This is a genomic window from Psychroserpens mesophilus (assembly GCF_050617655.1).
Lineage (GTDB): Bacteria > Bacteroidota > Bacteroidia > Flavobacteriales > Flavobacteriaceae > Psychroserpens > Psychroserpens mesophilus_A.
This window is the reverse complement of the sequence record NZ_JBODQC010000001.1, coordinates 786,968-799,122: the sequence shown is the minus strand read 5'-3', so window position 1 is coordinate 799,122 and position 12,155 is coordinate 786,968. Positions and strand designations below refer to the sequence as shown.

At 29.4% G+C, this 12,155-nt stretch carries 14 protein-coding genes and 1 tRNA gene; 3 read left to right on the top strand and 12 right to left on the bottom strand.

Going from position 1 to position 12,155, the window contains the following annotated elements:
• Positions 1 to 134 precede the first annotated feature (134 nt).
• Positions 135 to 1,730, top strand: coding sequence for a hypothetical protein (locus ACRHNM_RS03480; protein ID WP_431133701.1), 1,596 nt, complete (start codon positions 135 to 137; stop codon positions 1,728 to 1,730).
• 12 nt (positions 1,731 to 1,742) lie between these two features.
• Positions 1,743 to 2,336 (top strand): DUF6705 family protein, encoded by a 594-nt coding sequence (locus tag ACRHNM_RS03475; RefSeq protein ID WP_431133699.1) that lies wholly within the window; start codon positions 1,743 to 1,745, stop codon positions 2,334 to 2,336.
• A 201-nt stretch (positions 2,337 to 2,537) separates the two neighbouring features.
• Here ACRHNM_RS03475 and ACRHNM_RS03470 read toward each other — a convergent pair whose 3' ends face one another.
• From ACRHNM_RS03470 to ACRHNM_RS03425, 10 genes are all read right to left on the bottom strand, one after another.
• Complete coding sequence (locus ACRHNM_RS03470) at positions 2,538 to 2,978, bottom strand: JAB domain-containing protein (RefSeq protein WP_431133698.1); 441 nt, start codon at positions 2,976 to 2,978, stop codon at positions 2,538 to 2,540.
• Between the two features lie 77 nt (positions 2,979 to 3,055).
• On the bottom strand, positions 3,056 to 3,718 hold the full coding sequence (locus tag ACRHNM_RS03465; RefSeq protein WP_431133696.1) for an NUMOD1 domain-containing DNA-binding protein: 663 nt from the start codon (positions 3,716 to 3,718) through the stop codon (positions 3,056 to 3,058).
• A gap of 4 nt (positions 3,719 to 3,722) precedes the next feature.
• Positions 3,723 to 5,219, bottom strand: coding sequence for a hypothetical protein (locus ACRHNM_RS03460; RefSeq protein WP_431133694.1), 1,497 nt, complete (start codon positions 5,217 to 5,219; stop codon positions 3,723 to 3,725).
• Positions 5,220 to 5,429: 210 nt separating this feature from the next.
• Positions 5,430 to 6,227, bottom strand: a complete 798-nt coding sequence (locus ACRHNM_RS03455; protein WP_431133692.1) for a hypothetical protein — start codon at positions 6,225 to 6,227, stop codon at positions 5,430 to 5,432.
• A gap of 194 nt (positions 6,228 to 6,421) precedes the next feature.
• On the bottom strand, positions 6,422 to 6,676 hold the full coding sequence (locus tag ACRHNM_RS03450) for a hypothetical protein (RefSeq protein ID WP_431133690.1): 255 nt from the start codon (positions 6,674 to 6,676) through the stop codon (positions 6,422 to 6,424).
• Positions 6,677 to 6,733: 57 nt separating this feature from the next.
• Positions 6,734 to 7,717 carry a DUF3871 family protein gene (locus ACRHNM_RS03445; protein ID WP_431133688.1) on the bottom strand — a complete coding sequence of 328 codons (984 nt, stop codon included), beginning with the start codon at positions 7,715 to 7,717 and terminating at the stop codon, positions 6,734 to 6,736.
• Entirely contained in the window at positions 7,701 to 8,591 is an 891-nt protein-coding gene (locus ACRHNM_RS03440) for an AAA family ATPase (protein WP_431133686.1), read from the bottom strand. Before ACRHNM_RS03440 ends, ACRHNM_RS03445 begins: the two co-directional genes overlap by 17 nt.
• Positions 8,592 to 8,698: 107 nt before the next feature.
• Positions 8,699 to 9,043: a hypothetical protein gene (locus ACRHNM_RS03435; protein ID WP_431133684.1), complete on the bottom strand. Its 345-nt coding sequence runs from the start codon at positions 9,041 to 9,043 to the stop codon at positions 8,699 to 8,701.
• Positions 9,044 to 9,176: 133 nt separating this feature from the next.
• Complete coding sequence (locus tag ACRHNM_RS03430) at positions 9,177 to 9,530, bottom strand: hypothetical protein (RefSeq protein WP_431133682.1); 354 nt, start codon at positions 9,528 to 9,530, stop codon at positions 9,177 to 9,179.
• On the bottom strand, positions 9,527 to 10,159 hold the full coding sequence (locus ACRHNM_RS03425; RefSeq protein WP_431133680.1) for a hypothetical protein: 633 nt from the start codon (positions 10,157 to 10,159) through the stop codon (positions 9,527 to 9,529). Before ACRHNM_RS03425 ends, ACRHNM_RS03430 begins: the two co-directional genes overlap by 4 nt.
• A gap of 74 nt (positions 10,160 to 10,233) precedes the next feature.
• Here ACRHNM_RS03425 and ACRHNM_RS03420 point away from each other — a divergent pair, with 74 nt between their 5' ends.
• Positions 10,234 to 10,464 carry a helix-turn-helix transcriptional regulator gene (locus tag ACRHNM_RS03420; protein WP_431133679.1) on the top strand — a complete coding sequence of 77 codons (231 nt, stop codon included), beginning with the start codon at positions 10,234 to 10,236 and terminating at the stop codon, positions 10,462 to 10,464.
• A gap of 86 nt (positions 10,465 to 10,550) precedes the next feature.
• Here ACRHNM_RS03420 and ACRHNM_RS03415 read toward each other — a convergent pair whose 3' ends face one another.
• Both ACRHNM_RS03415 and ACRHNM_RS03410 read right to left on the bottom strand, forming a co-directional pair.
• The gene (locus ACRHNM_RS03415) at positions 10,551 to 11,753 is read right to left on the bottom strand and encodes a tyrosine-type recombinase/integrase (RefSeq protein ID WP_431133677.1); all 1,203 of its coding nucleotides are present in this window, start codon (positions 11,751 to 11,753) and stop codon (positions 10,551 to 10,553) included.
• 273 nt (positions 11,754 to 12,026) lie between these two features.
• Positions 12,027 to 12,100 (bottom strand) — tRNA-Asp (locus ACRHNM_RS03410).
• Positions 12,101 to 12,155 lie beyond the last annotated feature (55 nt).

The window sequence follows — 12,155 nt, the reverse complement described above, 5'->3', positions numbered from 1 at the left end:
ATATCTTGACGTTTTGGTTGTTACCAATCCAAAAATCACTTTACTAACTAAACTACATAGTTTACTCATTTTCAGTTTTTGAATTAACCATTGAAAATTAAATTTGAATCAACAACCTTTAAAACCAACATTGTATGAAACAAATTCTTAAAAATTATCTCAAAATTGGAACTCTACTCTTTGGAATTCCTTTGTTATTTTTTACATGTATTAAAGATGATTCATTTCAAGAAATGGATGAAACACAATATAGTGAGAAACCTACATTCAATATTATAATTCAACCTTATGACCATTTAAAATCTAAGAACAGAGAACTTGCCTCAAAAGTTAACAAGTTTGTCGAAAATGAATATCTTGAACGTTCTGCAATTTCTCAGGAATATGGTTTCACTATTAAAGACAATAATGTACAAATTATGGAACTTGAAGACTTTAAAACATATACCTTTTTGGTTTTCAAAGATAATCCTGAGCCTAATATTCTTGAAAATTATGTTTTTAAAGAATCTAATGATGGTAAATACGAACAATATATTTTAAGATACTCTTATAGCATAGATGAAAATGACAAAAAAATATATGATGAATCTTTTTTTGAAATACAGACTATAGTCGATGAGGAATTGAATCCTCTTATGGGTGTTGGCTGTGAACCAGAATTTGTAAATGTTTTTAGCGGTATTGCTTGTAGTATTCGTCCAACTTGTTGGGGACCGGGTGCAGACGGTGGTCATGAAATTGGAGATGATAGATGCAGATGTCAGCAAGAAGTAATGACTTGTTTTAGAGCTGGCACTTCTGAATGTAGTGCACAATACATTTTTGTTTATCAAGGCTGTAGTGGAGGAGACAATACAATCATTGGCGGAACAGATCCTAATGATAGTAATACAGGTGGTGGAAATCCCGATGATGATGATTCTGATGATGATTCTGATGATGATTCTGATGATGATTCTGATGATGATTCTACAGAAGTAGATATTCTAGCGGTTCCATTTGATGATTACGAAAGTCTTAAAGATGGTTGCAAAAGTTTAAAAAAGCTCAGTCAAACTGACGATTTCAGCGCAAATATCAATCCATTGGTAGAAGAATTAAGAGGAAAAGTTAATGAAAATGTAGAATATTCTGTATGTTTCGAGAAGAACCTTAATTATGGTGGTCAGGAATATAATTCTGCTAATGATGAAGAAGTTGTAATTGGTTATACACTGACATCTTCAAAAGTAAAATTCGGTCCAAGACAGTACGGGTGCATTCATAGTCATCCTGTAGGTACGATATCAATGTTTTCTTGGAGAGATGTAAACGCTTTAAGGGGTTTGTATGATGGTCTACATGATGACTTTAATAAAAAAGACGTATTTATGATGATCGTTAATGGCGACCATACTGTAAACGATGACGGCACAGCTAATAATGATGGCACTGTTTATGCAATAAAAATAAATGATTACGATTTATTTATGTCGAAATTAAATGATGATATAAATAATACAAAAGGTAGCTTTGATGGGGAAAAGTTTGAAAAACTAAATAATAAATTAACCGGCAAATACGAAAGACATCCTAATAAACTTGAAGCAGTATTTCTTAAAAATTTTGCTGACTATGGCGTATCATTGTTCAAAGCTAATGACGCAAATTTAAGTAATTGGAGTAAATTAGAGTTAGAAAATCCAAATTCAGTTAATTCTGAAGTATTATCACAACCTTGTAACTAAAATAAAAAAAAAATGAAAAATATAATAATAATTACTGGATTAATGATATGTTTTGCTTGTAAAGCACAAAGCCCTATACTTCCTTTAGAAGACTGGTACGAGGAAGAACCAAATGCTTATTATAAGGATATAGATAACGATTTAAATTCATTTGAAGGGACTTGGTTGTACACCAACGGCACCACATCTTTGAAAATAATATTGAGTAAAGAAGTAATGTATTTTAATGATTTTTATTATGAAGATTTAATCACAGGCGAATATCAGTATATAGAAGATGGTATTGAAGTCATAAATACCCTAACAAGCTTAGGATCATCGGTAGGTTATGAATCTGCAATAAACGGAAACCATATATCTAAAGACTGTAACTTTCTTCCTTCAAGTGATTGTATAGATGGTGAAAATAGACTAAGGGTTTCTCTCACAGATCCAATGACTGGTCATGTGGCGACAACTATATTGCATAAACGTATTATTAATGGGCAAGAAGCAATCCTAGCCTACGTTATTTTTAACCAATTAGTTAATTATGATGGTAGCTCACTACCAGAACCTGAACCAAATATGCCTTGGCAACAAGAGTATATAATGATAAAACAATAATAACAGCTAATCTAAAAACATGAAAATAAGGACAAAGTTTAAAACTTTGTCCTTTCTACATTTCTAGTTACCTTATTTATATCTAATTAATAGTCTTTACCAGACCGTAAAATATTTAACCATGCTCAATAAAATAAGCTGTTTTAAGATATAATAGATTAAAGAACACCCTTTTTATTACCTTTTGCGTAAAACTTCAGATTAGCCTTCATCAACAAAACTATAATATTCTGTCTTAGTAATAATTAGGTTATCAAGTATATTTACATCTAAATAATCAGCAACTTTTTTAGCTTTTAAGTATAGTTTTCTATCTGCTTCACTTGGTTTTAAATTACCACTAGGATGGTTGTGTGCTAAAATGATAGAACTAGAAGCTGATTTTAATACAACTGCAAATAACAGCTTTAAATCAACCACAGTGGCGTGAAGCCCTCCTTTAGATACTGTATAAACTCCTAATACTTCATTTGCTCGATTAAGTAATAACACTTTGAACTCTTCATAAAGCTCAATTGTGTCCATATCCCAAATATCTAATAACACCTTGTGTGCTGATTTGCTATTAATTATTTTAGGACGTTCGCTTTTTAATACAGTTGGGCTGTACTTTAGTTCAATTTCTGATATTATATTTTTCATTAGATAAGTTTTAATTGTTAGATATAAAAAAAGAGAAGCTTTCACTTCTCCTTTGTAATTTTATTCTTGTTATTTAATTATTCATACTTCCAGATAAATCCTCCTGCATGATTCCGTTCTCCCCTGCATACCTTTGCAATACTTGATTTGTTGCATCCAGTAACTTTTGAAGCTTCTGCAACTGAATCGAACTCAATAATAGTTCCTTCTTTTTGATTAAAACATAATACTTTTTTCTTTCGAGTATCATTATTGGGCGTAAAAGGCTCTTTATAATCATAGCTCCAATAAAACCCTTCAAAAGTTTTATTTACGCTCAAGCAAGCTCTTGACAACTGCTGTTTTGTTGCATTGACATCTTTGCCAGCTTCTTCTAAGGAATTATAACGACCTACCAAGCTACCGTCTTTTAAACTGTATTGGTAAACTGTTTTTTTAAATCCTCCTCCTTCATCTGAATTATAGCCTTCTTCTTTTGCATTATATTTAATTATATATGCTTTTTCTTTTTGAGCTAATTCATCATTAGAATTTGCTGTATCAGTCTCTTGCCATTCAAAAGCATCAATACCATAAGTAGCTATTGCTTCATGAAATGGTAAATCACTTTCGTTTTGAGATTTATTAATGTGTTCTTCTTTTCTTTCTTTTAAGCCTTTCCTTGTTGCTCCCACATAATACTTTCCAGTTTCTTTATTCTTTGAAGTGTATATTGTTCCAAACTTTTTTGTCTTTTTCATAATACTATGATTTAGAAATTGTGAAATAATATTCACCTCCAGAACTCCGATGTGAATATGTTGCTTCCCTATAATTTGCATAGATATTTAACCATTTTGTGAACCTATGAGAAGATAAACCACTGAACTGAGTAAATTGATTAATAAATTCTTGATGAAAAGCTCTTTTATCTTCTTCTTGATTAAGACGCAATCTTTCTTCAATCCACTTAAAAAATTCATTACTTGTTTTTTCAATTACAGTTTCCCTGATGAAATTTATTGGTTCAGCTTTTACTAATCCGTTTTTTAGATATAATAAAATACAATCTATCATAAATTTGTAGAATTTATTCCACTCTTCTATTGTCCAATAATTTCCAAAAAATCTAGTCTCAAATTCAATTTCTGGAGTGAATACAGCATCATAGTAATTTGCTATTTCAAATTCGTGCCGTCTTGCATTGTCTGAGGAACCTCCTGGACCCTTTACAATATGATTTGAGGATAATAATACTTTTGGAGATTCCAAAAACTCCAATTTTATAGCATCTTTACGTTTTTTTTCTATTTCCAAACCAGAAGTTAATAGAGAATAGAATTCTTCAAGACTCGTGTTTTTGTCCAAATCATCAAAGTTTAAAATATCTGTAGTAACATTAACACGTTGAAATTTAAACCAACTGTTTTTTTTTGAATTTTTACCATCAAATGTTATAACTTCTCTCAATTCATTGAGAGCAATACTTATAAGTGTCTTACCAGTTCTGCCATTAGTTTCACCTGTAGAACTCATTAATTCATCATATAAAATGACCGCTACTGCTTCTCCCCTTTCTTTATTTCTGTGTAGCAAGTATCCAATTAGTGTTTTTAAACAAAAAAATCTTTGTTCATCTTTTTTAGATATGTTAAAACAAAATTGTTCGAACTGCCCTTTATTGTTGTCTTTTGGCAATTCAAAATCTCGTTTTAAGATTCTGTTTTTCCAAACTTTAGATTTTAAATTTTTATAGGAATTTATTTCAAATCCTATCTTTGAAATTGATACAAAGCAATTATTAAAAAAAATTTTAGAGTTATCTCGATCATCTTTATCCTTTATAGTAGATGCCTGATCCAAAAAGGACATTTTCTTTAGACTTAAGTAACTTCCAACTCCTTTAGTAAAAACCTCTAATACTTCTTTCTTTTTTTTCCTTTTTAAGTAACTTTTGACAAAATCTATTAAATCATCATCTCCTACTTCTTCAATCCAATTATTACTTTCTTTAATAACTAATAAACTATTGCCAAACTTGAACTTATAGAAACCATTCGAAGAAAAAAATTCCATTAATTCTAGATGGTTAATCTTAATTTTACCATTACTATTCTCCCAGAAATCAAATTCTTTAATTTCCTTTTTTATTTCGTTTTCATTTGGTAGTAAAATTTTCGGATTTTCGTGATTTTGCTGTTTTTTAATTTCAAGAGACAGCTCAATAGAATTGTCTCTTTTAAGTTTCTTTAAGTTTTTCATAATTATTTATTTATAACACCTCTTTTCTTATTTAGTGGACATTAAATAAGAAGTTTAACTTTAACATCTGCTGTCAAAATTAATAGTGAATGAATGTTAAAAAAACAAACATTGGCTGAGTGTAGAGTACTTAAAAGCAGTACATATAATAAAATTGCTTTTAAAAAGAACTAAAAAAATCGAGGGTGTAGAGTAGTAGTGTAGAGTATATTAAATATCAAGAATTTCATCTAAAACTTCCATAACTTTTTTGGTTGGATTTTTCTGTAATCTAAATTTAGATGAGCTGTATTCTATACTGTCCTTGTTAAGAACTAGAAAACACTTATGTGCTACACTCCATTTATTATGCTTTAAATCTTTAATAAAACTAAGTTTATTAAGCTTTTTATTAAAATAGTAGAACGAGCTTAATGTTCCTTTCCATCTTACTTTTCTGTAAATTATATTACCAGAAAACAGCCTGATAAAATCTTTTTTTTCAGTAGATAATGGAAGAAAATCATTTACCTTTAATGCATTAAAAATACGTTCCAATTTATAGATAACATCTTCTTGTGTAATTCTATCAGATACTAGGATTTCAAAACTATTTTCTAACTGTCTTTGGTACGTTGCCCTTTGCGTAGATATATAGCCAAATTTTTCTTTAAACAAATCTATTCCATTTTTAAAAAATTTAAGGTAAATAGTTATAAACTCTTTTTGTTTTAATTTTCTATATAATTCAGTCAACTGATTGTAAATCAATTTGTAGTAAGCTGCCTTTTCAACAGGATCTCCCTTAAACCTAATAGTATCATAATATTCTGAAATTAACTTGTCAAAGCTGTCATTTATTTTATTTATAATGAATTTTTCAATAGTGTAATGAAACTCATGCTTTATGGTAATACCGCTCAAAGGATTTTGGTCGTTTATTGTTACATTATACTCCGTCAACAATGGGTCATCTTGTGGTTTTGATATTCCATAATTCTGATAATATTCTTCTGTGAATTCAATCATTAAACTACGATTGAGATAATTTATATCAGTGAATTTATAAAGATTTTCTAGTTTAGGATCAATCATACTTTACTTAAAAATAGATACAGTACTAAATATAATAGTTTTAAAATAATTAATACGGCATCTATTCTAATTAGTTTCAACTGTTTATTACAAAAAATCTCATTAGAATTAATTTATAATATGCAAAATTAGCTTTCTAATAAAATTTCAAAATGATAATAATAGTAAGCTACATTATTAATGATATAAACCGTTTGTAAATCCATCGTAATTTTAACTTCATCCACCATAACTTTTTGCCCCTTTTTAAGCATTCCAATATCATGGTGTACTTTAACTTTAAAGGGGCAAAAAAGGAGTTTTAGTAGATTATTCCAAGTTACAATGTAAAGCTCCTTAGATGAGCTGTATTTGAGTAATTCTGCTAATTCTTTATCATTCATTTTTTTAATATATTTAGGTGCTTCTGCCTGTGTTGAAATTCACGAGTTAGCTATATATTAATTATGAAGGTACCAACTTATAGAGTCGTTTTTTATTGATTCTACTAGGTGGTTTACGAATTGGTAAGTGTTGACATTACGTTCAAAATTACTATCTATGTACGATGACTTGTTGGCTTCTGTAAATAAATTATAAAGATTCCACATGTTAATTGAACCATCATCATTCTTTTTAAAATTATTACAGCCGTAATAGTCTTTTAATACACTACTTAATTGAGAGTCATTTAAAGTTACTGGAAAATATTTTTTTTGCTCTAATTTATCTAAATGTTGATGCATCCTCAATTTTCCAATTAAGTGAGCAAATTGATTTTCAGTTAAACTAAATTCTGACATAGATTCCATTGTTTTTAAATGAGTTTCCTTGTCATAATTGTTCAATAGATTTTCAATATTTTGGTTTAAATCTAAGATAGAGCCAATTCTTATTTCATTGGTAAATCCATCAGTACTTATGCACAAGTTGGTACAAACTGTATTCTGATATCCCACAAATATTTTGAATTTCTCTAAGCTTTTTTTACTGTAAAGGTTTTCTTGGTTATAAGCTCTTACCCCTCCAACACAGAGTGCTAATTCGTTCCCATTGATTACTTGTTTAAATTGAGGTATTTCAATCACAAAAGCACATCTTTCATAATAAATGGTTTTCTCGTTCTCTAATAACTCTTTAGCTGGTTTACCAATAGCTGAAGGAACTCTTCCTTTCACAACATGACTAACTCTAATATCCGGAGGATTTGGATTAGTGTCCGGAAATTGACTTTTAATCATTTCAAATGTTTCATTTATAAATTGAAAATGACTAATGGTTGACTCATTATCTTTTGCAAAAACAGGAATAGTACATTTTTGCTTTAAATGCTCTAAGCTTACTTTTTCTGTATTGGCTTCTATAAAGTTTTTAGAAGTATTGTTAACCACTTCTGTATGACTTAAAACCATATTTTGAGTGTTATTATTAGCTATTAATTCCATCGTTTTCTTTTTTTGATGATTCGACAATTTCTTTTTTATCAATTATTTGATTCTCTAAAGGTTCCAATTCTCCTTTACGCTTTACAATAAGTGGCTTAATCTCTGTTTGAACACTTGAATATTTTGCGTATATATGCTTTAACATGTCTATTGTAGGACAGTTTTCAATCTCTTTACTAATTTGTTGGATTGAAATGCCTTCGTTACACCATGCCATTAATTTTTTGCCAGTAGAAGCATTAATTACAAACTCTGGTTTGTCCATAAATAAACCTGTCCGATCTTTGGATGCTTTAACCAAATGTTTATCATTGATTAGTTCAAAATTCACTGTCAACTCATATTCAAACCCTTCACGAGTAATTTCTTTAGTGCCATGTTTGACAACTTTTGCTCTACCATTTTGGGCGGTGTCTATTGAGTAATCAACTTTCCGTCTTGTTGTAGTGATAACATGACATTTAGAATTTAAAATCGCATCTACAAATGCCGTGTGTCTTGGAGTTAGTTTTGCCCAATCTTGAAACCTGCCACCGAGTTGTTCATGTATTTGTAAACAACCGCCTGAGCCTTGCCATTCATGAGTAATGCTATCAATTATTATCACCTCTACAGAAGCATTCTCACACGTTTTAATAGCCTCAATGTAACGTTCTGGACTATACGGAGCGTCTAATAATAAAACGTTATAATCTCCTAAATGAGAGTATAAGCTAGCGCTTCTATTTTCTGTATCAATAATTGCTATTTTTGACCAATCGTTGGTTATTCCGAATGCTAGTAATAAGGCACTATAGGATTTTCCAAATCCACTAGCTCCACTTAATCCAAGTCTCAATTTAACTTGATGCCTTTTAGCTTGTTGTAGTTTCATATATCTTATATTTATTAATGTTTGAGATTATATAATCTTTTTATATAACCATAAAAAAAGGCTCTAACTTTATAGTTAGAACCTTTCAATTTGAATTTTTAAAGAGGCTAAAACACCTCTTCTTCTTTTAGAACATTATCCTTGACAATGCCTTCTTCCTCTCCCATATACTCATAACGATGAGATAAGGTAATAACTTCTCCAGATCCTTCAATAGTATATTCATAAGGATCAACTTCTATTCTTTTAATAGTTCCTGGAAAGTTTGTTCCAATTAATGATTGACAAACTGCTTCATTAAATGTGCAAGCCACTCTTGCCTTTCTAGCAGTTAAATAAGTTCTGTCTGTTTCTTGGCTTTTTACTGCCTCAATTCCTCCCTGTACAATTAACGTACAAAAACTCTTCCCATCCTCTGTTTGATAGGTTTTAAAATCTACAATTTTTACCATAGTCTTTTTAATTTTTAGATTTAACAAATTGGTACGGGCTACTTGCCCACGCTCAACAAAGTGTGGGGGGTGTTTTGTAGGTTCCTCAAAAAAGAGAAACTCTCAAAAAAAATTAAAAAAATTTTGAAAAAAATTAGAATGGTATTTCTTCCTTACAATCAGTTGGAGGGCTGTTTTCACACAATCTAACTTTACAACCATCTTCATCACTATGAATAATATACCTCATAATGAATTCATTATTTTCTGAATTGTAAAATTCAAAAGCCTTAGCTAACGGTAAACAATAATTACATTTTGAGCATTTATAAGTTAGCTTATTTACTCCTTTAGATTTATAATCTTTAAACACAAAAGTAAACTCTTCTAACAATTCAGATTTTGTTAAGTTTGAATACATAACATTTTCACTCAACGCATATAAAGGCTTAATATCTAAATTACAAATACCTTTAATGATGGTATTTTCTAATGATTCTTGTGTCATAAAGAGCTATAAATGAATTTAGAACCTTTTAATAATTCAATTTCTGCCTCTCTGAAATTTCCTATTGAATAATCGTAGATTCTATCTAATTGATTTAAAACAAGTTTATCCTTTTGAATGCTACCATATAACTTTTTATATACTTTTGGATTATTAATATCACTGTTATTTTCATCTTTAGGGTTGAAAAATTTTATTTCAATTTTGTTATTATCAACTTGATAAGTGCCTAAGCTATCGTCTAGATGATTATATTCATCTGACTTAATAATCTTTATAGATTCTTTCAACTTAGACATAAACACTTTCATTCTTTCATCCGTAGTTACAAGATAACTCTCAGGCTCTATAAGACAAACATATTTATCATCTAAAAACAATAATAACTGTATAATTTCAAATGAATTATTATATATATCTAATCCTTTGTAATTATGAACATAATATCCATCAATTCTCACATTATTAAAAGGTTTAATATCGTTATAAGTTATTTTTGTTTCAGGAACGTTAATAGAATTCATATTCTTATGTTCTTCCCATCTTTTCTCTGTATTATTAGTCAGGTAGGAATCGTAAATAAACTTTCCTATAACTATTAACACTATAATTACAATTCCTGTTATCATTTTGATAAATTTAGTTTTTAAATATAGGCAAATTTGCCTACTGATTAATATTAAAACTACACGAATTTTAACGTGTGGAGTATTCAAAAAATCAAGCATTTTTAATAGAATTCGGTAAAAATCTTAGAAAAATTAGAAAATCTAAAGATTTGACTCAAGCAGAACTTGCAAGTGATTTAGACGTTGAAATATCTCAAATAAGTAGGATTGAAAGAGGTGTAATAAATACGTCTATTAGTACAGCCTATGAAATTGCCAAAATATTAGATACAAATATTAGTGACCTCTTCAATTTTGATATATAAAGTTGACAAGTTGACAATTTCATGAGCTTTTTACCTCCAAATTTTGATTTTCAGTTTTCATTATATTGAAAAGAAGAGATAATAGATTACTTACCCTTTAACCTTTCAATCTCTAAACTAATTCTCTTTTGCACTATTTCACCATAACTGTCTTGTGTCGTTTGGATCTTTGAATGTCCTAATAGTTTACTAACAACCTCAATCGGAACATTATTATAAAGCAATACTGTAGTTGCAAAAGTCTTTCTAGCAATGTGATGAGTTAAGTTGAATTCAATTCCCACAACGTGTGCTATTTCCTTTAAATATGCATTGAATTTAGGATTAGACATCCTGGGGAATATATACTCATGACCTTCATTTACATATACTTCTATAATCTCTAACGCTTTTGGAAGTAATGGAACTTTATAAAAACCATTAGTTTTATTTCTAAAAACATGAATCCATAGATTACCATCAAATTCCTTAATAATATTAGATTTTTTTAAATTACTCATTTCACTAAATCCTAATCCCGTATAACAGCAGAACACAAACAAGTCCTTTATCTGTTGTATTCTATTAATTTCAAAAGAAGTTTGTTCTAGTTTTTGAAGTTCTTCTGGAGATAAAAAATGAATCTTTTTTTTTACCGTTTTAGGTTTATACATAATAAAAGGATCTTTAGCTAAGTAATCTTCAGATAAAGCATATTTAATAACCCTTCTAAATCTCTGAATAGCCTTGTTTAAAGTGCTCAGTTGAAACTTTTTCTCTGTTTTAAGATAATACTCATAATCAGTTACAAAACTGCTTTTAAGAGTCTTAAATTTGATATCAGTTGATTTGAATTTATATCTAATAAAACTCTTTAAATGTCTACCAGATTCTAAATACTTATCATAAGTAACTTGTTTAATATCTATTCCAATTAATTTATGGATTCTTGCTAAATATAAGTTGTAAACTTCTACTACTCCATAATCTTTTTTCAGGGGCTTACCTTTATACTGTAAGTAAATATCACTAGCCTCAAAATCACTTTCATTAACCTGTAGAAATAAAAAAGCCTGATTAAGTTTAGTTCTTATCAGGCTCAATTGAGTATTTATTAGTTTTGCATCTGGTTCAGGCGGTTCTGCTACTTGTTGCTTACTGTTCCAATTTGATGGATTCACAAACCTACCAGTGGCAAATTCTTTTCGCTTCTTATTATATGTAATTCTACATTTAAGAGCACACTTATTATTTCTGTTACTTCTATTACTTGCCAACAGAAATAACACACTAAAATTATATTTATTCATTTGATTGATTTTTAAATTATTATAAAATTAGGTGTGCATTTCTGAAGAACTTAAAACACACCTTATTGCACACCTTTTTTAGAACAAAAAGGGCATAAAAACAAAAAAGCATCCCTATTTTCTTATTCAGAAAAAAGGAAAGCTTCTCATCGGTAAGAACTCAACAACATTGAGTTTCTCACAACTCTAGGATTGCTCCTAGAACAACACAACTATTTTTATTGCTTAAAAAAAGCTCCAATTTCTTAGAGCTTTAGTGTTGCAATTTTTAAGCGGTCTGGACGGGACTCGAACCCGCGACCTTCGCCGTGACAGGGCGACATTCTAACCAGCTGAACTACCAGACCGTTGCTTTAATGCGAGGGCAAATATACATTCGATTTTTAATATCACAAATCTTTT

Bases quoted from the DNA above. Each gene is read 5' to 3' on its own strand.
- ACRHNM_RS03465 (WP_431133696.1), bottom strand. From the start codon at position 3,718: ATGAAAAAGACAAAAAAGTTTGGAACAATATACACTTCAAAGAATAAA.
- ACRHNM_RS03450 (WP_431133690.1), bottom strand. From the start codon at position 6,676: ATGAATGATAAAGAATTAGCAGAATTACTCAAATACAGCTCATCTAAG.
- ACRHNM_RS03460 (WP_431133694.1), bottom strand. From the start codon at position 5,219: ATGAAAAACTTAAAGAAACTTAAAAGAGACAATTCTATTGAGCTGTCT.
- ACRHNM_RS03440 (WP_431133686.1), bottom strand. From the start codon at position 8,591: ATGAAACTACAACAAGCTAAAAGGCATCAAGTTAAATTGAGACTTGGA.
- ACRHNM_RS03480 (WP_431133701.1), top strand. From the start codon at position 135: ATGAAACAAATTCTTAAAAATTATCTCAAAATTGGAACTCTACTCTTT.
- ACRHNM_RS03415 (WP_431133677.1), bottom strand. From the start codon at position 11,753: ATGAATAAATATAATTTTAGTGTGTTATTTCTGTTGGCAAGTAATAGA.
- ACRHNM_RS03430 (WP_431133682.1), bottom strand. From the start codon at position 9,530: ATGACACAAGAATCATTAGAAAATACCATCATTAAAGGTATTTGTAAT.
- ACRHNM_RS03475 (WP_431133699.1), top strand. From the start codon at position 1,743: ATGAAAAATATAATAATAATTACTGGATTAATGATATGTTTTGCTTGT.
- ACRHNM_RS03425 (WP_431133680.1), bottom strand. From the start codon at position 10,159: ATGATAACAGGAATTGTAATTATAGTGTTAATAGTTATAGGAAAGTTT.
- ACRHNM_RS03445 (WP_431133688.1), bottom strand. From the start codon at position 7,717: ATGGAATTAATAGCTAATAATAACACTCAAAATATGGTTTTAAGTCAT.
- ACRHNM_RS03455 (WP_431133692.1), bottom strand. From the start codon at position 6,227: ATGATTGAATTCACAGAAGAATATTATCAGAATTATGGAATATCAAAA.
- ACRHNM_RS03470 (WP_431133698.1), bottom strand. From the start codon at position 2,978: ATGAAAAATATAATATCAGAAATTGAACTAAAGTACAGCCCAACTGTA.
- ACRHNM_RS03435 (WP_431133684.1), bottom strand. From the start codon at position 9,043: ATGGTAAAAATTGTAGATTTTAAAACCTATCAAACAGAGGATGGGAAG.